This is a genomic window from Caulobacter sp. GSs2, from assembly GCF_058680895.1.
The window spans coordinates 2429604-2450219 of record NZ_CM178725.1 but is presented as its reverse complement, the minus strand read 5'-3'; the positions used below and the strand labels follow the sequence as shown (position 1 = coordinate 2450219).

Here is a 20616-nt window from a genome sequence, read left to right as displayed (position 1 = left end):
GACCAGAGCCGGGGGGCTTGCATCCAGACCAGGACCTGATGGCCGACCCGACTCCCGATCCCGCTTCCCGCCAACGCGCCACCCGCCGGGACCGGCTGGTCGACGCCGGGCTGGAAGCCGTGTCGCTGTCGATGCTGGCCTTTATCGCCCTGGGCCTGCTGGCGCATGGCGGCCGCCGCGAGATCAGCCGCGAGCTGGCCCAGAGCTGGCTGCGCGAACGCGGCATCGAGGCGGTGGTGGTGGTCGACGAGCTGGACGCCAGCGGCTTTTCGGGCTCGGTGCTGCTGGGGCCGAAAAGCGACCCGATCTTCGCCGCCGACCGTATCGAGGTGGCCTATGACCTGCAGGCCCCGTGGTCTGGCGGACCCTTCGCCCTCGACACCCGCGCCGTGCGGCTGGTGCGACCCCGGATCAAGGCCAGCCTGACCGAGACGGGCGGCCTGAACTTTGGCCCCCTGCAGCCGCTGATCGACGAGGCCCTGGCCTCACCCAAGGACCCCAAGGCGACCGGCCCGGCCATTCTGGTCGAGAACGCGCGGCTGGCCCTGCGCACCCCCGGCGGTCTGGCGCGGATCACCGGCGACGCCAGCCTCGACGACGGCAAGCTGCTGCGCTTCGACGGCCGGCTGGCCCGCATGCGCTACGCCACCGGCGACCTGGTGGTCGAGGCGCGCGGCGCCCTGCTGTCGGCCCGCAAGCGCGGCGAGCGCCTGACCCTGGCCGCCCGCTTCGATCTGGACGCCCTGGTCCGCGAGGATCTCGAGCTGGCCGACGCCCAGGGCCAGATCGACGCGGATCTGGCCTATCCCGACCTGGTAAAGCTGTCGGCGACCGGCCCCGTCGAGGTCCGCGCCATGCTCAAGGCCGCCTCGGCCCGGACCGGCGCGATCAGCGCCACCGACGCGGCGGCCAGCCTGGCCCTGATCGGCGCGCTGGACGGAACCCTGAGCCAGGGCCGCTTCGACGGACGGATCGTCGGCCAGGCGCGGGGCCAGACCCTGCACGCCCCCGATCTCGACGCCCGCGACGTGAGCCTCGACCTCGATCTGGGCCATATCGCCGCCTCGCGGCTGGGCCAGACGATCGCCGTCCAGACCCGCGGCCATGTCCAGGCCGACGCGGCCCAGACCCTGACCGGCGGCGCGGCCCTGCGCGACGCCTCCGCCCGGCTGGATCTGGCGGGGCTGATCCTGTCGACCGATCCGGCCGGCGTCGCGGTCAGCGGACCTCTGGCCGTGCAGCTGGGCGCCAACCGCCTGACCCGCGGCGGCCTGGCCCTGACCGGCGTGGCGGCCAACGCGCAGGGACGGGTCGGCGGCCGGCTGGACAATCCCACCCTGATCCTCAGCGGCTCGGCCGGCGCCGACAGCGGTGTCTCGGGTCCCGACGCCGAGCGGCTGGCCGGCGTCCTGCCCGACGGCGCCGACGCCCGCGCCGCCGCCCAGGCGCTACAGACCTTCGACCTGCGCGCCCCGGCCTTCGACCTGACCCTGCGCGAGGGCCGCACGATCCTGGCCCTGCCCCGCCCCATCACCCTGACCGCCGCCAACGGCGTGCGGGCCAGCATCGCCGCGCCGCGCGGCCCGCTGCTGGACGCCCTGGCCGGACAGATGCGCGGCGGCCTGGTCGCCGACCTGTCCGGCGGCGGCCTGCCAACCCTGCGCCTGGACGCCCCCGACTGGCGGATGGAGGGCGGCGCCCTGAACGCTCGCCTGGCCGTCACCGGCGAGGGTGTCGACTACGCCCCGCTGCAAGGCGTGGCCGGCCGCATCGAAGGCGTGGCCCAGATCGCCGGCCCGCGCTTCAGCTTCGCCCTGGCCGGCTGCCAGCCCCTGACGGCGACGCGCGTCCTGATCGGCGAGACGCCGCTGAGCACGCCCAAGGTCAGCCTCTGCCCGGGCGCGGGTCCGCTGCTGACACTGAATGACGGCGCCTGGACGGCCTCGGCCCGGTTCGGCGATCTGGCCGTCTCGCTCGACGAGGCCCAGGCCGCCGTCGAGGATGGCGGGGGAACCCTCACCGCTTCCGGCGCAGGCGGGGCGATGCGCGCCGAGGTCCTGCTCGACAAGGGCCTGCTGCGCGATGGCGCGGAGACCCGCCGCTTCAATCCGATCAAGGCCACCGGACGCCTTTCGCTGGCCAACGGCCTGTGGACCGGCGCCATCGACGCTGCGACGCCGGTCGGCCAGCCGCTGGGCCGGATCACCCTGCGCCACGACGTGGCCCAGGCGCGCGGCCGGGCCGAGCTGGACGCCCGCAAACTGGCCTTCGTGAAAGAGGGGCTGCAGCCGGGCGACCTGTCGCCGATGGCGTCCTGGGCCACCCAGGCCACCGGCCCGGCCAGCTTCACCGGCCTGTTCGTCTGGGACGCCGACGGCATGAAGAGCAACGGCCGGCTGGTCGCCAGCCGGATCGACTTCACCAGCCCGATCGGCTTCGTCGCCACCCTGGACGGAACTGTCGACTTCACCAGCCTCACCCCGCTGGTCAGCGCCCCCGACCAGAGCCTGAAGATCGTCCGCATCGACAGCCTGGTGCCGCTGGAAGGCCTCGCCGCCGCCTTCAGCCTGGGGGCCGATGCGCTGCACATCTCGTCGGCCGCCTTCGAGGCCGCCAAGGGCCGGATCTCGATCGAGCCCACCGACGTGCCGCTGGACCCGGACAAGCCGATCCGCGGCGTGATCGTGGTGCAACACCTGGACCTGGGCGAGCTGATCGCCGCCTCGTCCCTGGTCGAGAAGATCCAGCTGGACGCCGTGGTCGACGGCCGCCTGCCGTTCGAGTTCGGCCCCAGGGGCTTCCGGTTCCTGAACGGCAGGATCACCGCCATCCAGCCGGGCCGCCTGGCGATCTCGCGCGCCGCCCTCACCGGCGTTCAGGCCGGGGTGCAGGGCCAGGACAGCGACAGCCCCGGCGCGCCCGCCCCGCCGCCGTCTCCGGAGGCGCCCGTCAACGCCATCCAGGACTTCGCCTATCAGGCCATGGAGAACCTGTCGTTCACCACCCTGGAGGCGGGTGTCAACAGCACCGACCAGGGACGGCTGGCGATCCTGTTCCACATCAAGGGCGAGCACGACCCCAAGGTCGCCGAAAAGGCCCGCGTCGGGCTTTTGGACCTTTTGCGCGGCAAGGCGTTCAACAAGCGCATCCCCCTGCCGGCCAAGACGCCGGTGGACCTGACTCTCGACACCTCGCTGAACTTCGACGAGCTTCTGGAAGCCTGGCGACGCGCCTATAAGGGCGAGGATCCGACAACTCCGCGTTCAGCCCCGGTTCAGCCGTGACCGATCATCCTTTCCCCCGAACTGGAGACACCCGCATGAGAAAGCGCGCCCTGCTGATGGGCCTGATCGCGATGGGAGCGCTGGGTGCCTGCACCCCGACGATCCGCGTGAAGGTCGATCCGATCAATATCTACGCCAAGCTGGACGCCGACGTCCGGGTGCGGCTGGACAAGGAAGTCCAGACGCTGATCCAGCAAAACCCCAACCTGTTCTAGGAAAGGAACCGACATGATCCGCAAGACACTGACGGTTCTGGCCATCGGCCTGTCGCTCGCCGCCGCTGGCGCAAGCGGGGCTCTGGCCCAATCCGCCGCCGCCAAGGCCGTCGTCGACGCCGCCAAGGCCGCCGGGACCGTGGGCGAGCAGGCCGACGGCTTCCTCGGCATCGTGGCCGGCGGCGACGCCGCCCTGCGCGCCTCGGTCGCCGAGATCAACACCGGCCGCGCCGCCGCCTACAAGGACATCGCCGCCAAGACCGGCGTGACCCCCGAAGCCGCCGGCCAGGCCACCGCCAAGCAGCTCTACAGCCGCCTGGCGCCGGGCCAGTACTGGAAGCCGCTGGATGGCGGCTGGATGAAGAAGTAGTGGCTTGAAGACTTGCCCCCACCGGGCTGCTGCGCAGCCGTCCGCCCCCGTAGGGGGCGGATGAGCTCGTCTTCCCCCTCCGGGGGAGGAGGGCCGCAGGCCCGGAGGGGGCCAGTGTTCGCCGCACTGGAACGACCACCGCCCCTCCCCTAAGGAAGGGGCATGTCCGGTCAGCCCGCCCCGCTCAAATCCCTGACGCCCTACGCAGCGCTGTTTGTCGCGATCGTCACGCTGTGCGTCGGCACGTCCTTCGCCAAGCAGCTGTTCCCGCTGGTCGGGGCCCAGGGTACGACGGCCTATCGCGTCGGCTTTTCAGCCCTGATCCTGCTGGCGCTCTGGCGACCCTGGCGATACCCGCTGAGCCGCGCCGACCTGACCGCCGTGGCGCTGTACGGCGCCGTGATGGGGCTGATGAACCTCTGCTTCTACATGTCGCTGCGGACCATCCCGCTGGGCCTGGCCATCGCCATCGAATTCACCGGGCCGCTGGCCCTGGCCCTGATCCATTCGCGAAAGCTGATCCACTTCGTCTGGATCGGACTGGCGGCGCTGGGCCTGTTGCTGCTCTTGCCGCTGAAACCCGGCGCCGGAGCCCTGGACCCGGTCGGGGTGGGCTTTGCCGCGACCGCGGCGGTGCTGTGGGCGCTGTATATCGTGCTGGGCAAGCGCACCGGCCACATGCATGCGGGGCGCACCGTGGCCCTGGGCATGAGCACGGCGGCCCTGATCGTGGCGCCGATCGGCCTGGCCACGGCCGGCGCGGCGCTCTTTCATCCCCACGTGCTGATGCTGGGCCTGGTGGTGGCGGTGCTGTCCAGCGCCATCCCCTATTCGCTGGAGATGGTGGCCCTGAAGGGCATTCCCAAGCGCAGCTTCGGGGTGATGCTCAGCGCCGAGCCGGCGGTCGGGGCCCTGGCCGGGCTGCTGATGCTGGGCGAACGCCTGGCGCCGCTGCAGTGGCTGGCCATCGGCTGCATCATCGCCGCCTCGGCCGGGACGATCCTGACGACGGAGTCGCGAATAGAAGACCCTCTCCCATAGGGAGAGGAGGGACCCGCCGCGTAGCGGTGGGAGGTGAGGGGTTAGCGGAGCCCTTCCGGACAAGGCAGGGCTGGGCGGCGCTCCGGCTGACGGTGTAACCCCTCACCCCCCCATGCTGCGCATGGGCCCCTCCCTCTCCCTCTGGGAGAGGGCTGCTATTTACCCCGCGCCACGAACCAGCCGTTGCGGAAGCCCTGATCGGCCTTGCCGTAGACGAAGGGCGAACCATCCGGCGCGGTGAACTGGCCACCCGCCGCGATCAGGATCGCATGGCCCGCCGCGGTGTCCCACTCCATGGTCGGGCCATGGCGCGGATAGATGTCGGCGCTGCCTTCGGCGATGCGGCACATCTTGATCGAGCTATCCATCGCCGAGCGCAGATCAAAGCCGTACTGCGCCGCCAGTTCGGCCGCGCGATCTTCCTTCAGGGTATGACTGACCAGCGCCACGGCCTCGCCCTTGGGCCAGGCGCGCACCGATGCGGGAGCCTCGGGACCACCGGGCGCCAGACGCTTGAGCACGCCGTCCGAGGTGGTGAACCAGGCCTCGCCGGTGGCCGGGGCGACGATCGCGCCGGCCACGGGGACGCCGTTCTCGATCAGGCCGATATTGACCGTGAAATTGGGATCGCCGCGCACGAAGGCCTTGGTGCCGTCAACCGGATCGACCAGGAAGAAGCGCGGGCCGATGTCCTCGGGCGCGCCAAACTCGCTGGCGTCTTCCTCGGAAACGGTCGGCACACCGGGGAAAACCTCCGCCAGACGCTTGAGGATCAGGATCTCGCCGGCCTTGTCGGCCTCGGTCACCGGGCTGGAATCGGCCTTCTGGACCACGTCCAGCTCGGTCCGCCAGAACGGCAGAATGACCGTGGCGGCCTCCTCGCAGATCTCGACCAGGGCGCGGCCCCAGTCCGCGAGAGGCCGGGCAGCCAGAGGCAGGTCGGAAACGCTCATTCAGGATCCTCTCACTATGACCCTCGAGGGTCATCACCGACATAGACGAGCGTCACGCGCTGGGTGTTGATCGTCTGCTTGCCGGCGTCTTCGAAATTGACGGTTACGCGATGGCCGATCACCGACTGCACCTGTCCCAGACCCCAGTCGGGCTGGTCGGGGTGGCGCACCAGGACGCCAGGTTCGAGAAACGGATCCATAACGCAGCTCTGATAAGCCGCGCCTTCAGTTTGCCAAAGCCTCAAATCACGCCAGAGTCCGCACCATGACCGACACGCCCTCGCAGCCCGCCCCGAGCACCCCCGCTGACGTCAGCGGGCCCGACTTCGCCGCGATGCTGGCGGCGCGCCTGTGCCACGACTTCATCAGCCCGGCCAGCGCCATCGTTTCGGGCCTGGACCTGCTGGACGATCCGTCCGCCCAGGACATGCGCGAAGACGCCATGAGCCTGATCGCCTCGTCGGCCCGCAAGCTGGCAGACCTGCTGCAGTTCTGCCGCGTGGCCTTCGGCGCGTCGGCCTCGGCCGAGGCCTTCGATTCGCGCGAGCTGGAAAAGCTGGCCCAGGGCGTCTTTGACCATGTGCGTCCCACCATGGTCTGGGCCATCGAGTCGCAGCCAATCAACAAGGCCGCCGCCCGGGCCCTGCTCAATATCGCCCAGCTGTCGGCCAGCGCCCTGCCAGCCGGCGGCGTCGCCACCCTGAAGGGCGTCACGGCCGAGGGCCGGTTCCTGATCACCGCCGATTCCGTCGGCCCCCGCGCCCGTCTTCGCCCCGAAGTGCTGGCCGGCCTGCGTGGCGAGGCCCTGACCGAAGGTCTGGGCGGGCCGTGGGTGCAGGCCGCCTATCTGCACGCCCTGGTGCGCGCCGCCGGCGGTCAGGTGGCCGTCGAGGCGGCCGAGGATCGCATCAGCCTGGCCTGCTGGGTGCCGGCTTAGACGGGCGCCGGAAAATCGCCGGTTCATCCTTAAGACACACGGCTCCTTAACCTCGATATCCGACCATGCGGGCTTCGATGGGAGCGTGCCGTGAAGACCTGTCTTGTGGTCGACGACAGCCGGGTGATCCGAAAGGTCGCCCGCCGGGTCCTTGAGGACATCGGCTTTGAGATCGCCGAGGCCGCCGATGGCATGGAGGCTCTCGCGTGGTGTCGCGGCGCCATGCCCGACGCCGTGCTGCTGGACTGGAACATGCCCGTGATGAACGGCATCGAGTTTCTGCGCCAGCTGCGCAGCGAACCGGGCGGCGATTCGCCCACCGTGGTGTTCTGCACCGTCGAGAACGACGTCGATCACATCCGCGCCGCGCTCGAGGCCGGCGCCAACGAATACATCATGAAGCCGTTCGACGGCGAAATCATCGCGGCGAAATTCGCCGAGGCGGGCCTGCTTTGACCCCCGAAGACATGGAACTGCTGGCCGCCCTGGGCCGCGCCCGCGCCGGCCTCAAGGTCGATGTCGACAAGACCTATGTCATCGAGAGCCGCCTGGGGCCGCTGGCCCGGCGCGAGGGCTTCGACTCGATCGAGGCCCTGATCGCCACCCTGCGGTCCAAGCGCGAGGAGCGCCTGATCTGGGCGGTCGTCGAGGCCCTGACCTTCAACGAGACCAGCTTCTTCCGCGACCGCGAGGTCTTCGCCCATCTGCGCGACCACGTGCTGCCGACCCTGTCCAAGACCCGCCGCGACCAGCCGATCCGCATCTGGAGCGCCGCCTGCTCGACCGGCCAGGAGGTCTATTCCCTGGCCATGGCCGCCGGCGACAGCCGCGACGTCGAGCCGGGCGCCAAGTTCGAATTCTTCGGCTCCGACCTGTCGGAGCGCTGCCTGGAAAAGGCCCAGAGCGGCCTCTACACCCAGTTCGAAATCCAGCGCGGCCTGCCGATCCAGCAACTGGTCAAGCATTTCGCCAATCAGGACGACACCTGGGAGATCTCGCCGCGCATCCGCCAGCTGGTGCGCTGGAAGCGGATCAACCTGCTCAGCGACCTGTCGCCGATGGGCCGGTTCGACGTGATCCTGCTGCGTCACGTCCTGGAGGGCTTGGATCCTTCGGTACAGGGGCGGGTCATCGAAAGCCTGGCCGCGCGCCTGGCCGACGACGGCGTTCTGGTGCTGAGCCCTGACGACCACCTGACCGGCGCCGCCGCGACCCTGCTTTCAGCCTCCGATCAGCCCGGCGTCTTCGTCCGCAGCGCGGTGGACGCCCCCGCGCAGGACGTAGCCGCCGCCTAGAGGCCCGGCCCTGGCGTCATCCCGGACTGCATTTGAACTGACCCGGCAAGCAAAAGCCCGCCGGTCGGTGGGACCGGCGGGCTCACTGCAGACCTTAAGGCCTGACTAGTTCTTGGCGTCCTTGGCGGTGTCGGTCACCGCCTTGCCGGCCGAGGAGACGTCCTTGCCGGCGCCTTCGACGGTGTTGCAGGCGGCGACGGACAGGCTGGCGGCGATGGCGGCCAGGATGATCAACTTGCGCATGGTGTTCTCCGGTGTTTGGCCCGATGGGCATGGAACCTGTTCGCTTCAGACAACGCCTCCGGCGAAGCTAGGTTCCGGGCAAAGGTGGCGCTTGCGGAGTCGGGAAAATCAGCCGCACCAGCAGGCCGCCGTGGGGGCTGGTCTCAAAGCTCACCGTGCCGCGAAGCTGACGGGCGAAGGCGTTCATCAGGGTGCGGCCGACCCCTTCGCCCAGCCCCTCCGTGGCGCCTGGGCCATCATCGCCGATCGACAGCTCGGCCTCTTCGCCGCGTACGCTGAAGTTCACCGACAATATGCCGCCCCGGCCGGCGAAGGCGTGCTTCTGGGCGTTGGTGATGGCCTCGACCGCGAACAGGGCGATGGGGGCCAGGCGGTCGGGATCGATGACCAGGGGATCGGCATGCACCTCGGTGCGCACCGTCCCCGAGTTCGAAATCTCGCCGACCAGCAGCTGGCCGGTCAGCTCTTCCAGGAACGGCCGCAGGTCGACGCGCTTGAGGTCGGGGCCCTGGTAGAGGGCGCGATAGATCTGGGCCAGGGCGGTGATACGCTGACGGGTGTCGTTCAACGCCGCCTTGGCGGCCGGATCAGTCAGGGCCCGCTGCTGCATGTTCAGCAGCGAGGTGATGATCTGCAGATTGTTCTTCACCCGGTGATGGATCTCGCGCATCAGCGCGTCCTTCTCGGCCAGGCTGTCCATCAGCGACGCATCGCGGGCCACGATCGCGCCGGCCATGTCGTCGAGGGTGGCGGCCAGGTCGCGGATCTCGGGCGGGGCGCGCTCGGCCTGCAGGGGTCGCACCGTGAAGCGGCCGCGGGCATAGATCGCCGCCACGCGCTGCAGATAGATGATCCAGCGGATCACCGCCCGCTCGGCGGCGTACAGCACCGCGCCCAGGGCCAGGCCAAAGGCCAGCAGCGGCAGGATCAGGCGCGAGATCGGATTGATCCAGGCCCAGGACAGCAGGCCCGGCGACGGGGCCGACAGCAGAACGAAGACGCCGCTCTCGGTCAGGGGGGCGGCGGAATAGACCCGGCGGCGGTTCTGGCGATCCTTGCCCGACCAAAGTACGGCCCCGCGCGTACTGGCCACGGAGCGCCAGCCCAGGGGCGGGGTGTCGAAGGCGCCCGCTTCGGTGGAGGCGAAGACCACGCCGTGTGAATCGGCCAAGGCGATCTCGGCGCCTTCGGGCATGAAGCGGTTGGCGGTTTCCAGACGCAGGCTGCGCAGGGTCAGCACCGCGACCATGGCGCCGTCGAACCTGTCGCCAGGACCGGCGGCCCGGACGGCGGCCAGAACCGCAGGTTCGGTCGCGTAGATCGCGCCCGGCGCGCTGGCCACCACCAGATCCGACCCCGCCGCCAGCTCGCGGAACCACAGCCGTCCAGCCCGCGTGGGGTCAGCCGGGGTGGTGGCGGCGGCGCAGACCACCCGGCCGCGGGAATCGAACCGGACCAGATTGGCGTAGCCCGGGAGGCGCGCTCGCACATCGGCCAGACGCTGGGCGCATTCCAGGCCTACAGAGCCCGGGCCGAGTGTCTGGAGCAGAACGCCGGCCGCCTCGATACGCGCGCGGGCGATGGCCGCACTGCGTCCGGCCGCCAGTTCCAGGCTCTGCCGGCGCAGATCGGCCTCGGCGCGGAACGCGAAGATTGATTGCAGGCCGCCCAGCAGCAGGACCGGCAACAGGGCGATAAACAGCGCCGCCGCCAGCCGGACGCGGATTGAAGTGACAGTCTCCGCGCCACGGCTTCTGAAGGATCTCACCGCTGGGAGCTCAGGCGCTCCGCGTCGGCCAGGATCGAACCCATCGCATCGCCCGCCGATCGGCCGTCACGGTCATAAGCGCCGGCTTCCAGGATCGCCTGCAAGGCCCGGCGGGCCCGGCTGACACGGCTTTTGACGGTGCCCACGGCGCAGCCGCAGATCACGGCGGCCTCTTCATAGGCAAAGCCGCCGGCCCCGACCAGGATCAGGGCTTCGCGTTGCTCGGCGGGCAGCATGCCCAGGCTCATGCGCAGCTCGTCCAGGGCGACAGGGGCCTCGGGGTCGTCCACGGCCACCAGGGTCCGCTCGGCGGCGTCTTGGTCCAGCTGGCTCTGCCGCCAGGAGCGGCGCTTTTCCGAATAGAACTGGTTGCGCAGGATCATGAAGGTCCAGGCCTTCATGTTGGTGCCCAGCTGGAAGCTGGCGCGCGCGTCCCACGCCTTCATCATGGCGTCCTGCGCCAGATCGTCGGCGGCGGTGGGGTCGCCCGTCAGCGTGCGGGCAAAGGCGCGCAGATGCGGGATCAGCGTGACAAGCTCGCGCTTGAACGCATTGTCGCGCGGCGGGTCAAACGGCGACCGGCCGACCTGAGCTTCGGTGTCCGCCATACTCATTCCTTGCCCGCCGGCTTTTCGGCCTTGCGCAGGATTTCTAGGAATTCGTCGGGCACCGGCTCGTTGACGACCTCGTCGAACATCTGGCGCAGCTTCACGCCGATGGCCTGTTGACGCAGGCGGGCTTCGTCGAGCGCCGCGGCGCCTTTGCGGTGGTCTTCCATGGGTACGTGTTCGATCATGTCCTCGACGCCGAAATAACGCAGCGCCCGCCCCCTTTGGCCGAATGTGTTTCTGCCAGACGACAACGCGGTTTTCCGTATCGGGTTCCAAAAGCTTGGGCATAGGATGGCAAAATTCTGCAAACGGCGGAACCGGCTTCATAAGGCGGCGTTTAATACCCTGATCGAATGGCTCAGCTTGGCCATGGAATCGCGTTTTCCACGAAGACACCGCATCGGGAGGGGTCATGAGTCTTCTAGCCCGGCTGGCGCCGCATCTGCCTTACATACGCCGCTACGCCCGCGCCCTCACCGGCGATCAGAACACCGGCGACCACTATGTCCGGGTGGCGCTCGAGGCGCTGGCCGCCGGCGAGCGTTCCCTGGATGCCGACCTGTCGCCCCGCGTCGCGCTCTATCGCGTCTTCCATGCGATCTGGCTGTCCACGGGCGCTCAACTTGAAGCGCGCCAGGAAGACAGCGGTTCCGCTGTCGACGACGCCACGCAACGCCTGATGCGCATCGCGCCGCGCTCGCGTCAGGCCTTCCTGCTCACCGCCCTGGAAGGCTTCACGCCGACCGAGGCCGCGCAGATCCTGGATTGCGCGTTCGGCGACGTCGAACGCCTGATCTCCGAGGCCCAGACCGAGATCGACGCCGAACTGGCCACCACCGTGCTCATCATCGAGGACGAACCGGTCATCGCCGCCGACATCGAGGCCCTGGTTCGCGAGCTGGGCCACGAGGTCATCGACATCGCCGCCACCCGCACCGAGGCCCTCGAGGCGGTGGCGCGCAGGACGCCCGGTCTGGTGCTGGCCGATATCCAGCTGGCCGACGGCTCGTCGGGCATCGATGCGGTCAAGGACATCCTGGCCCGTCTCGACGTGCCGGTGATCTTCATCACCGCCTTCCCCGAACGCCTGCTGACCGGTGAGCGTCCGGAACCGACCTTCCTGATCACCAAGCCCTTCCAGCCGGAAACGGTGAAGGCGGCGATCGGCCAGGCGCTGTTCTTCCATCCCCGGCGCACCCGCAAGGCCGCCTGATCGATCTGCCCGAAACGTCAACGGCCGCCCGAGAGGGCGGCCGTTTTCGTCTGGGCGTCGGGTCGGAAAGCAGATCAGCCGGCCGGCGTCTGGCGGACCGGGCTCTGCGGGGTGTCGTAGCGGGCGGCCTCGGCCGGGGTCTTGGCGCCGTTGTTATGCTCGACGGCGGCCAGATCGTCCGCCCGGAAGCCCCAGGCCCCGAACAGCGCGATGGCGGCCAGCACCGTCGACACGATCAGGATCCAGAAGATGTGCTGTCCCCACCGGCCCTGACGCACGCGCGTGGCGTTGAGACGGTTGGCTTGGAAATCACTGTCGGCGGGCATGTCGCTCTCCTTGGCAAGGTTACTGGTCGGGGTCGAACGCGAGCGTCTCGAAGGGCGGGGGCCGGGCGTTGAAGGCCTGGACGACGCCAGCCGACACGGCCACCACAGCGATCACCATCAGCGCCATGAGCCGCGTTCTGGCCGTTCTCTGACGGCGGCTCGGCGCCATGTAGAAAACCATTCCGCCGTGTTGGGCCTGGTAGCTCCGGATCATGACGCGCCCGCCTTGTTCGAATACGGCCCGCTTGGCTGTTGCCCAAACAACGTGCGCCACCTCGCGGCGTTCCCTCCGACGCTTGCGGTCGGGCCTTCAACGCGCTGGCAAAAAAAATCGCGCCGGTCCGGAACCACAGTTTGGCGATCGCGTTTTCTCTTTGCGGAGGCGGCGACGCCCCCCCGACTTGAGGCTGGCGCAAGCCAGCCTGCCGCCTCCGCACCCCCCCTTCTGGATCTGACTTTCAGGCGGACCGCCACGCGGCCCGCCTTTCTGTTGCGCGGCAGGCTTCGACAAAAAGCCCGCCCCCGGTCGAGGCCGGAGGCGGGCGGTATCTGGCGGTCTCCGGCGATCCGCCAGAGGCTCAGGGTTTGCTGATCTCAAAGACAATATCGGCCCGGCGACGCAGCGGCGCCGAGGCGCCGGCCCTTGTCGTGGCGCCGGCGTCCCCGGCGGCGGCGACATCAAACTCCGCCTTGCCAAGGCCCGCCCGGATCAGCGCCCTGGTAACCGCCTCTGCGCGGCGCCGGGACAGCTCCATATTGGCGTCGGGCGCGCCGACCGCGTCGGCCAGGCCCGTGATGCGGGCCCTGTCGACCTTGCAGCCGCGTGTCATGGCCCCGGCGCTCTTGAGCACCGACCGCGCCTCGCGCGTCACCCGGGCCTGATCCCGCTCGAAATAGATCGAGACCTGAAAGTCCGCGCAGGCCGGCGGCAGGGCCTCGATCGCGGCGCGGGTCGGGCTCCAGGGCGCGGACGCGCAGCCCGCGAGCAGCAGTCCGGCGCCGAGCGCCGCCGCAGTGATCTTGAGGGTCATAGCGCCTCGCCTTTTTCCTGAACGTGCAAAGGGGCGACCGACATCCGTCGGCCGCCCCTTGGGTTTTCATCGGCGCGATCGTTCCCTAGCGGGGACGACCGTCCTCCCAGAAGTAACGCCCGCTGCGGGAGTCGTAGTAGTAATAGCGGCCTGCGCGCTCGTCGTAATACTGGCGGCGGTTGACCTCGGTTGCGCCGCAGCCACCGTCTTCGCGGCAGCCCTTGATGGCGCCGGCCGTGCCGCCGACGGCCGCACCGATCGCGGCGCCCGTGCTGGCGCTGCCGCTGCCGACATTGTTGCCGATCACGGCGCCCGCGAGAGCGCCCAAGGCCGCGCCGCCGGCCGCGTTACGTTCGACATTGCCGGTCGAGGTGCAGGCCGTGGCCAGCAAACCGGCGCCCAGCAGGGCGATCATCGTCTTGTTCATTGTGGCTATCCCATCGCGCTGTTCTGGTCAGGCTAACGGGTGGCGCTATCCAAGGTTCCGCCGCCGGGCTCGGGAACCCTCGACAAGCTTGGCCGTTAGCCCGGGTGTCAATCAAGCGGAGCAGCCAGTGCGGCGCGTAGAGATCATCGCCAATATCGCCTCCGGATCCGTCGGCCCCGATGCGCCGGCGATCGCCGAACGGATCCTGGCCGAACACGGCGTCGCGGGAACCGTGCACACGCCGGGCGACGACCTGTCGGCCTGTCTGCGCAGCGTCATCGATTCCGACCCGGACGCGGTGTTCATCATCGCCGGCGACGGCACGGCGCGGGCCGCCGCCGAGATGTCGGGTCCCGACGGCCCGCCCATCGCGCCCCTGCCGGGCGGCACCATGAACATGCTGCCCCGCGCCTTATATGGCGAGCGGTCCTGGCCCGAGGCCATGGAGGCCTGCCTGGCGGAAGGCGCGCCGCGCATAGTGTCGGGCGGCGAGGTGGCCGGGCGCCAGTTCTTCGTCGCCGCCATCCTGGGCAGTCCGGCCCTCTGGGCCGACGCGCGGGAAGCCGCTCGGGCCGGCAAGATCAGCCTGACGCTGTCTCGCGCCCACCGCGCGTTTCGACAGGCCTTTTCCGGCCGGCTGCGCTTTACGCTGGATGGCCGCCCCAAGCAGAAGACCCAGGCCCTGGCCCTGATGTGTCCCCTGGTTTCCACCGTTCTGGACGAGGACGAGCGGGCGCTCGAGGCGGCGGCGCTGGACCCGTCCAACGCCATCGAGATCTTCCGCCTGGGGGTCAGCGCGCTGGGCGGAACCTGGCGCGATGATCCCTCGGTCAGCATGGGCCGCTGCCGGGTGGGCCGGGTATGGGCCGGGGGCCGGATTCCGGCCATTCTGGATGGCGAGCCGATGCGTCTTGAGCCCGAGGTCCATATCCGCTTTCGCCCCAAGGCCTTCCGCGCCTTCGCCCTGCCCGAGCAGCCATGACCGTCAAGATCATCCAGGTCTCGGACATCCATTTCGGCGGCGAGAACCCGGCGGCCACAGAGGCGGCGCTGGCCCGGTTTCATCTGGAGACGCCCGACCTGCTGGTGGCGGCCGGTGACCTGACCCGCGATGGCGCGGTCGCCGAGTTCGACGCGGCCAGGGCCTGGATGGATCGCGCGCCCACGCCCCTGTTCACCACGCCGGGCAATCACGACACCCCCTATGTGGGACCCGGCGAGCTGCTCGAACGGTTCATCGCCCCCTGGCGACGCTATGAGGCGCGCTTTGGTCCGGCCGACGGCGGCGTCTGGCGCACGCCGGGCGTGTCGGTGTTCGGCGCCAATACCGCCCGCCGGGCGCAGCTGCGCTGGAACTGGTCGAAGGGCGCGATCTCGAACGGCCAGATCCAGCGCCTGGAAGGCCAGCTGGCCGCGGCCGCGCCGGGCGACGCCCGCATCGTGGTCTGCCATCACCCGCTGATGGAGCTAACCGGCGAGCCGATGACCAGCGAGGTGCACGGCGGAACGCGCGCCGCCAACAGCCTGTCGACGGCGGGCGCCGATCTGGTCCTGTCGGGCCATATCCATACGCCGTTCGTGGCGCCCTATCCGTTCGGCGACGGCATGACGCGGGCGGTGGTGTCGGGCACCCTGTCGGTGCGCGAGCGTGGCGTTCCGCCCAGCTTCAACATCATCGAGATCGACCCCGCCGAGATCCGCGTCACGGCCATGGCGTTCGAGCGGATCGAATTCGTCGTTTGGCGCACCTGGGCCTTCGACCGCCGACCCGCGGCCTGAAACGCAAAACGGCGCGGCTTTCGCCGCGCCGTCTGAACGTCGAAACCCGATCGGCTAGAGCGGCGCGCGCGAAAAGAGAATCGCACGCCCCGCTCTAGCTTTTTGCTTTCGCATCGCTTTTGCGGAAAACCGGCGTCCACTTTTCCGCGCGATGCTTTATTGCGGAGCCGGATAGCGCCAGGCCTCGCCCGCGCCCTTGGCGGCGGCGAACTGGCTGTCGGCCAGGGTCCAGTTGGCCAGGGTGTCGAACCAGGCTTCCAGGAAGCCCTTACGATTGTTCTGGTGGTCCAGATAATAGGCGTGTTCCCAGACGTCGCAGACCAGCAGCGGGGTCACGCCGTCCTGGGTCACCGTGGTGGCCGCGTCGTGGGTCGAGATCACCTTCAGCTTGCCGCCTTCCGACACCAGCCACACCCAGCCCGAGGCGAAGTGGCCGACGCCCTCGGTGACGAAGGCGGTCTTCAGGGCGGCCAGGTCACCGAAGGCTTCGGCGATCGCGGCGGCCAGATCGGCGCCCGGCGCGGTCTTTTCCGGGCTCATGGCGTCCCAGAAGAAGGCGTGGTTCCAGGCCTGGGCGGCGTTGTTGAACACCTTGCCCGGGGCTGCGGTCTTGATGACCTCTTCCAGCGAGCCCTTGTCGTCGCCGTTCAGCAGGCCGTTCAGCGCCGTGACATAGGCGGCGTGGTGCTTGTCGTGGTGGAAATGCAGGGTGTTGGCCGAAACGGTCGGCTCCAGCGCCTCATAGGCGTAGGGAAGCTCGGGCAGGGTGTACATGCTGACTCCATGGAAAGGCGTTCCCCGGAGGGGGAGGAGGGGAACGCAAAGAACAACAGGGATCTAGCGCGGCGGTTGCCGCGGTTCCATGAAGGCTTTGAAAACAGCCGCCGTCAGGGTCGGGTTTTTCAGCGCGAAGATGCCGGCGGCCAGACCTGCGCCGATCGACAGCAGTGGCCGATCCTTGACGATGTCGACGACCTTTTCCGCGAAACTGAACGGCTCCGGCGCAGCGCCGGCGCGGGGCGGCTGGCCCTGCTCGGCCTTGCGGGCGGCGATCAGGCCAGCAATGGCCACAATCAGGGCGGCCACGGCCGCGACCACGGCGGCGGCGCCGGCCGGACCCAGCCAGGTCTCGACCACGGCGTACAGCGCAAAGGCCGCCGCGAACACGCCGACGGCAGCGGCAGCCGCTATGGCCGCCGCCGCCGCGAGCGTCATCAGGGTCTTTTCGAAGATCACCGGTCGTTGTTGCGGTTGCCGGCGATCAGCAGGCCGATCAGAACGCCGACGCCGAGCCCGGCCAGGGTGGCGGTCAGCGGGCGTTCGCGCACCCGCTCGGTGACATAGCGCTGGGCGTCGTCCAGCTGCTGGCCGGCGGTGTCGGTATAGGTACGGCTCTGGGCGCGCAGGGTGTCGAGGCCTTCGGCGACCGATTTCTCGACGCGCTTGGCGGCCTCGGCCAGCGACGCCTTGGCGGCCGTGGCGGCTTCCACAAAGCTGCGCTCGGCGTGTTCAACGCTTTCAGCAGCGGCGTTCTTCACCTTCTCGGCGTCTTTTGCGGCGGTCTTCAGGACATCAGCAGACATGGTCATCTCCGGTTCGCGGCGCGGCCAACAGAGCAGGCTGGCAATCTTGTTGAGCCCGGTGAACGCGGAGCCCCACCGAGCGGTTCCACAATAGCGTGGGGTTGGAAGCTTCACCACTGTGGAATCGTCACTCGCGTCTGACGCGAAGCGAGTCTATGGTCAAAATATGGTGGATCCCGATTCCGCGCACGACACCGACAAGGAAGCCGTCCGGCTTCGCGCCACCAAGGCGCTGAAGGCCTTCGACCGTCCCGGCGAAAATCCCCATTTCACACGACTGATTCGCCTTGCGGCCCGCAGCTTCCATGCGCCGCGCGCCCGGCTGTGGCTGATCGGCGGCTCGCAGCTGCATTGCAAGGTCAGCCTCGGCTGCGGCCACGGCGGCGAGGTGACGCGTCGCGCCGGATCGCTGGCTGACCTGCTGATCGCCCAGGGCGAACCGCTGGTCTGCGGGAATGCGGCCACCGACGTCCGGCTGACAGCGCTTACATTGCCGGGTGTCGGCTTCCTGGGCTGCGCGCCCCTGATCGATCCCGACGGCCAGGTGGTCGGGTTTCTGACCGTGGAAGACCCCCAGCCCCGAACGGCGATCGACCCCGACGCCAGCCAGACGCTCAGCGACCTGGCCGCCCTGGCCATGGAGGCCCTGCTGCGCGATCGCGTCGCCGGTGAAGCCAACACCGTCCGCACGCTCGACAGCGAACGCCTGGCCCTGGCCATCGGCGCCGCCAGCCTGGGCGAGTTCGAATGGGATCGCGCGCTCGATATCTATCGGATCAGTCCGCGCCTGGCCAAGATCGCCCACCTGCCGGCCGGCGAGATACCCGCCGAAGATGGCCAGTCGCTGTTTCGCTATGTCCATGCCGACGATCGCGCCGAGATCCAGCGCGACGTCGACGCCCAGCTGCGCAAGCGCGGCCGCTACGAGGTGGAGTTCCGCCGCAATCCCGACGACAAGGGCCGGATCCAGTGGAACCGCGCCGCCGGCGTAATGACGCTCGACGAACAGGGCGAACCGACCCGCCTGATCGGCGTGATCCAGGACATCACCGACCGCAAGCAGCAGGATGAACAGCGCGAGAGCCTGCTGGCCGAGCTGGACCACCGCATCAAGAACCTGCTGGCGGTCGTCCAGTCGGTCGCCGCCCAATCGGCCCGCAAGTCGTCGTCTCTGGACGTCTTCCTCAAGACCTTTGCCGGCCGGCTGAAATCGATGAGCTCGGCCCATGACCTGCTCAGCGCCGCCCGCTGGCGCGGGGCCACCCTGGCCCGGATCGCCGCCGCCGAACTGGGCGGACTGGCCCCCACCCAGACCCGCTGGGATGGGCCAGAACTGTTCCTGACCCCGCGCGCGGCCTCGGCCCTGTCGCTGACCCTGCACGAGCTGGCCGTCAATGCGGTGAAGTTTGGCGCGCTCTCAAGCGAGAACGGCAAGGTCGAGGTCGTCTGGCGGCGCACGCTCGAGGGCGGCTTTGCGCTGGAATGGCTGGAAACCGGCGGTCCACCCGCAACCGAGCCGACCAAGCGCGGCTTTGGCGCGACCCTGATCGAGGATGTGGTCGGCCGCGAGCTGGGCGGTCGGGCCCGCATGGAATACAAGCGCGGCGGCCTCAGCGCCCTGATCCAGGCCGCGCCGGAGGCTCTGGCCGACGGACCGCCGCCCGAGCCTGAAAAGGTCGCGCCCGAGCGGATTGTCGAAACCCTGATCGCCGCCGACGAAAACATCCGCCCCGGCGCCATCGCCGGCCTGAGGGTGCTGATCGTCGAGGACTCCCTGCTGCTGGCCCTGGAGCTGGAATCCGGCCTGGAGGACGCCGGGGTCGTGGTGGTCGGCTGCGCCGCCGAGCTGGGCGAGGCCCTGTCGATGCTGGACCAGGTGTTTGACGTGGCCGTTCTGGACGCCGACCTCAATGGCCAGTCGGTCGCTCCGGTGGCCGAGATCCTGCGTAGCGAGGGCCGGCCGTTCGTGTTCGCCACCGGCTATGCCGACAAGGCCGCCCCCATGGGCTTTGACGCGCCCATCGTCCGCAAGCCGTACAATGTGCACCAGATCGCCCGGGCGATCGCCGATGTGACCGGGCGGCACTAGGGTTTGAGCGATCCTCCCCCTCTGGGGGAGGGCTATCGCATATGGCCAAAAACGGTTGTCATCCCGGACGAGCGCGCAGCGCGAAGATCCGGGACCGACGCCTGAACTCTGCGCTTCCGGCGGTCCCGGATCGGCGCCCGGCTTCGCCAGGCTTGTCCGGGATGACAACCTTTTTTGATCCTGTTCAAGAGCCCCGCACATGGGGGCAAGACGAAGCCGCAGTCAGGCGGCTTCGTCGCTTCACAGCACCTTGCGCGCCCGCAGACCCGCGATGGCCTCGTCGCTCAGCCCCGCCACCTCGCGCAGCACGGCGTCGGTGTGTTCGCCCAGGGTCGGCCCGGTCCAGCGCACGGCGCCGGGGGTTTCCGACAGGCGCGGGAAGGCGTTCTGCATCTTCACCTGGCCAAAGACCGGATGCGGCACGCTGACGATCGACTCCCGCGCCGCGAAGTGCGGATCGGCCAGCATCTCGGGCGCGCGATAGATCCGGCCGGTGGCGATGCCCGCCTTTTCCAGCAGGGGCAGCAGGGCCTCGATCTGCTGGTCGGCGGTCCAGGCGGCGATGCGGGCGTCCAGCTCGCCCTGGTGCGCGCCGCGCGCCGCGTGATCCCTGTAGCGCACGTCGTCGGCCAGATCGGGCCGGCCCATCAGGTCGCACAGCCGCCGAAACAGGGTGTCCTGATTGGCGCCGATCAGAACCAGCTCGCCGCTCTTGGTCGGATAGACGTTGGACGGCGCGATGCCGGGCAGCACAGCCCCCGACCGCTCGCGGATATAGCCGGTCAGGTCATATTCGGTGATCAGGTTCTCCATCACCGTCAGCACGCTCTCATAGATCGCCGCGTCGACCACCTGGCCCCGACCGGTGCGGTCGCGCGCATGCAGGGCCATCATCACCCCCAGCGCGGCGTTCAGGCCCGACAGGCTGTCGCCGATCGAGATGCCGGCCCGGGCGGGATTGCGATCGGGCTCGCCGGTGATGTGGCGCAGCCCGCCCATGGCCTCGCCGACCAGGGCGTAGCCGGCGCGCTTCGAATAGGGTCCGGTCTGGCCAAAGCCCGACACCCGCGCCATCACCAGGCCCGGATGGTCGGCCGACAGGGCCTCATAGCCCATGCCCCAGGCCTCCAGCGTGCCGGGGCGGAAGTTCTCGACCACCACATCGGCCTTGGCGATCAGGGCCCGGGCCAGGTCGCGGCCCTCGTCCGTGCGCAGGTCGAGGGTCACGGATTTCTTGTTGCGGCCGATCACCGGCCACCAGGGCGACAGGCCCTGGGGCTTGCTGCGACCCCACTGGCGCATCGGATCGCCGACCCCGGGATCTTCCAGCTTGATCACCTCGGCGCCGAAGTCGCCCAGGATCTGGCCGCAGAAGGGCCCCGCGATCAGCGAGCCCATTTCGATGACCCGCAGTCCGGTCAGCGGTGATTGGGCCATCTCGATCTTCCCCT

The 20616-nt window shown here is 69.4% G+C and carries 25 protein-coding genes; 11 read left to right on the top strand and 14 right to left on the bottom strand.

The genetic code is table 11. The annotated features are described in order from the left end of the window. Positions 1-17 precede the first annotated feature (17 nt). The 4 genes from ACW17Z_RS11975 (at position 18) to ACW17Z_RS11960 (ending at position 4910) form a co-directional block, all read left to right on the top strand. Positions 18-3284 carry an intermembrane phospholipid transport protein YdbH family protein gene (locus tag ACW17Z_RS11975; RefSeq protein WP_492056168.1) on the top strand — a complete coding sequence of 1089 codons (3267 nt, stop codon included), beginning with the start codon at positions 18-20 and terminating at the stop codon, positions 3282-3284. A 35-nt stretch (positions 3285-3319) separates the two neighbouring features. Further along, positions 3320-3499 (top strand): YnbE family lipoprotein, encoded by a 180-nt coding sequence (locus tag ACW17Z_RS11970; RefSeq protein WP_419319176.1) that lies wholly within the window; start codon positions 3320-3322, stop codon positions 3497-3499. A 13-nt stretch (positions 3500-3512) separates the two neighbouring features. Further along, entirely contained in the window at positions 3513-3869 is a 357-nt protein-coding gene (locus ACW17Z_RS11965) for a YdbL family probable chaperone protein (protein ID WP_492056167.1), read from the top strand. 162 nt (positions 3870-4031) lie between these two features. Next, positions 4032-4910: an EamA family transporter gene (locus ACW17Z_RS11960; RefSeq protein ID WP_492056166.1), complete on the top strand. Its 879-nt coding sequence runs from the start codon at positions 4032-4034 to the stop codon at positions 4908-4910. Between the two features lie 155 nt (positions 4911-5065). Here the strand turns inward: ACW17Z_RS11960 and cysQ are convergent, their stop codons facing one another. Both cysQ and ACW17Z_RS11950 read right to left on the bottom strand, forming a co-directional pair. Then, complete coding sequence (gene cysQ / locus ACW17Z_RS11955; RefSeq protein ID WP_492056164.1) at positions 5066-5863, bottom strand: 3'(2'),5'-bisphosphate nucleotidase CysQ; 798 nt, start codon at positions 5861-5863, stop codon at positions 5066-5068. A gap of 14 nt (positions 5864-5877) precedes the next feature. Next, complete coding sequence (locus ACW17Z_RS11950; protein ID WP_419319180.1) at positions 5878-6063, bottom strand: DUF3553 domain-containing protein; 186 nt, start codon at positions 6061-6063, stop codon at positions 5878-5880. 65 nt (positions 6064-6128) lie between these two features. On the opposite strand from ACW17Z_RS11950, the gene chpT reads away from it, so the two are divergent. The 3 genes from chpT to ACW17Z_RS11935 are packed head-to-tail and all read left to right on the top strand — an operon-like array spanning position 6129 to position 8095. Then, positions 6129-6800: a histidine phosphotransferase ChpT gene (gene chpT / locus ACW17Z_RS11945; protein ID WP_492056163.1), complete on the top strand. Its 672-nt coding sequence runs from the start codon at positions 6129-6131 to the stop codon at positions 6798-6800. A 57-nt stretch (positions 6801-6857) separates the two neighbouring features. Beyond that, positions 6858-7256 carry a response regulator gene (locus ACW17Z_RS11940; RefSeq protein ID WP_419321507.1) on the top strand — a complete coding sequence of 133 codons (399 nt, stop codon included), beginning with the start codon at positions 6858-6860 and terminating at the stop codon, positions 7254-7256. Continuing rightward, positions 7253-8095: a CheR family methyltransferase gene (locus ACW17Z_RS11935; RefSeq protein WP_492056162.1), complete on the top strand. Its 843-nt coding sequence runs from the start codon at positions 7253-7255 to the stop codon at positions 8093-8095. Before ACW17Z_RS11940 ends, ACW17Z_RS11935 begins: the two co-directional genes overlap by 4 nt. A 105-nt stretch (positions 8096-8200) precedes the next feature. Here ACW17Z_RS11935 and ACW17Z_RS11930 read toward each other — a convergent pair whose 3' ends face one another. The 4 genes from ACW17Z_RS11930 to nepR all read right to left on the bottom strand — a co-directional run bounded on the left by ACW17Z_RS11930 (position 8201) and on the right by nepR (position 10902). Further along, positions 8201-8338, bottom strand: coding sequence for an entericidin A/B family lipoprotein (locus ACW17Z_RS11930; protein ID WP_419319183.1), 138 nt, complete (start codon positions 8336-8338; stop codon positions 8201-8203). A 67-nt stretch (positions 8339-8405) separates the two neighbouring features. Further along, a complete protein-coding gene (gene phyK / locus ACW17Z_RS11925) occupies positions 8406-10106 on the bottom strand; it encodes a sensor histidine kinase PhyK (RefSeq protein ID WP_492056161.1) in 1701 nt (566 codons plus the stop codon). After that, a complete protein-coding gene (locus ACW17Z_RS11920) occupies positions 10103-10714 on the bottom strand; it encodes a sigma-70 family RNA polymerase sigma factor (RefSeq protein WP_492056160.1) in 612 nt (203 codons plus the stop codon). Before ACW17Z_RS11920 ends, phyK begins: the two co-directional genes overlap by 4 nt. Before the next feature lie 2 nt (positions 10715-10716). After that, the gene (gene nepR, locus ACW17Z_RS11915) at positions 10717-10902 is read right to left on the bottom strand and encodes an anti-sigma T factor NepR (protein ID WP_419321508.1); all 186 of its coding nucleotides are present in this window, start codon (positions 10900-10902) and stop codon (positions 10717-10719) included. A 227-nt stretch (positions 10903-11129) separates the two neighbouring features. Here nepR and phyR point away from each other — a divergent pair, with 227 nt between their 5' ends. Further along, complete coding sequence (phyR, locus tag ACW17Z_RS11910; protein WP_492056159.1) at positions 11130-11930, top strand: anti-anti sigma factor/receiver protein PhyR; 801 nt, start codon at positions 11130-11132, stop codon at positions 11928-11930. Positions 11931-12004: 74 nt separating this feature from the next. On the opposite strand, the gene ACW17Z_RS11905 is transcribed toward phyR, so the two are convergent. The 4 genes from ACW17Z_RS11905 to ACW17Z_RS11890 all read right to left on the bottom strand — a co-directional run bounded on the left by ACW17Z_RS11905 (position 12005) and on the right by ACW17Z_RS11890 (position 13714). Continuing rightward, positions 12005-12256: a hypothetical protein gene (locus ACW17Z_RS11905; protein ID WP_419319187.1), complete on the bottom strand. Its 252-nt coding sequence runs from the start codon at positions 12254-12256 to the stop codon at positions 12005-12007. 19 nt (positions 12257-12275) lie between these two features. Further along, entirely contained in the window at positions 12276-12470 is a 195-nt protein-coding gene (locus ACW17Z_RS11900; protein WP_492056158.1) for a hypothetical protein, read from the bottom strand. Positions 12471-12834: 364 nt separating this feature from the next. Beyond that, positions 12835-13287 (bottom strand): OmpA family protein, encoded by a 453-nt coding sequence (locus tag ACW17Z_RS11895; protein WP_492056157.1) that lies wholly within the window; start codon positions 13285-13287, stop codon positions 12835-12837. An 85-nt stretch (positions 13288-13372) separates the two neighbouring features. After that, positions 13373-13714, bottom strand: a complete 342-nt coding sequence (locus tag ACW17Z_RS11890; protein ID WP_492056156.1) for a YMGG-like glycine zipper-containing protein — start codon at positions 13712-13714, stop codon at positions 13373-13375. A 127-nt stretch (positions 13715-13841) separates the two neighbouring features. Here ACW17Z_RS11890 and ACW17Z_RS11885 point away from each other — a divergent pair, with 127 nt between their 5' ends. Both ACW17Z_RS11885 and ACW17Z_RS11880 read left to right on the top strand, forming a co-directional pair. Beyond that, entirely contained in the window at positions 13842-14696 is an 855-nt protein-coding gene (locus ACW17Z_RS11885; protein ID WP_492056155.1) for a diacylglycerol/lipid kinase family protein, read from the top strand. Then, positions 14693-15493: a metallophosphoesterase family protein gene (locus tag ACW17Z_RS11880; protein ID WP_492056153.1), complete on the top strand. Its 801-nt coding sequence runs from the start codon at positions 14693-14695 to the stop codon at positions 15491-15493. The genes ACW17Z_RS11885 and ACW17Z_RS11880 overlap by 4 nt, the downstream gene beginning before the upstream one ends. Before the next feature lie 156 nt (positions 15494-15649). On the opposite strand, the gene ACW17Z_RS11875 is transcribed toward ACW17Z_RS11880, so the two are convergent. From ACW17Z_RS11875 to ACW17Z_RS11865, 3 genes are all read right to left on the bottom strand, one after another. Then, positions 15650-16267: a superoxide dismutase gene (locus ACW17Z_RS11875; RefSeq protein ID WP_492056152.1), complete on the bottom strand. Its 618-nt coding sequence runs from the start codon at positions 16265-16267 to the stop codon at positions 15650-15652. Positions 16268-16330: 63 nt separating this feature from the next. Further along, a complete protein-coding gene (locus ACW17Z_RS11870) occupies positions 16331-16729 on the bottom strand; it encodes a hypothetical protein (protein WP_492056151.1) in 399 nt (132 codons plus the stop codon). Further along, the gene (locus ACW17Z_RS11865; protein ID WP_492056150.1) at positions 16726-17076 is read right to left on the bottom strand and encodes a hypothetical protein; all 351 of its coding nucleotides are present in this window, start codon (positions 17074-17076) and stop codon (positions 16726-16728) included. The genes ACW17Z_RS11870 and ACW17Z_RS11865 overlap by 4 nt, the downstream gene beginning before the upstream one ends. 166 nt (positions 17077-17242) lie before the next feature. Here ACW17Z_RS11865 and ACW17Z_RS11860 point away from each other — a divergent pair, with 166 nt between their 5' ends. Further along, a complete protein-coding gene (locus tag ACW17Z_RS11860) occupies positions 17243-19165 on the top strand; it encodes an HWE histidine kinase domain-containing protein (protein WP_492056149.1) in 1923 nt (640 codons plus the stop codon). A gap of 240 nt (positions 19166-19405) precedes the next feature. Here the strand turns inward: ACW17Z_RS11860 and ACW17Z_RS11855 are convergent, their stop codons facing one another. Then, the gene (locus ACW17Z_RS11855) at positions 19406-20602 is read right to left on the bottom strand and encodes a CaiB/BaiF CoA transferase family protein (protein WP_419319197.1); all 1197 of its coding nucleotides are present in this window, start codon (positions 20600-20602) and stop codon (positions 19406-19408) included. Positions 20603-20616: the final 14 nt, after the last annotated feature.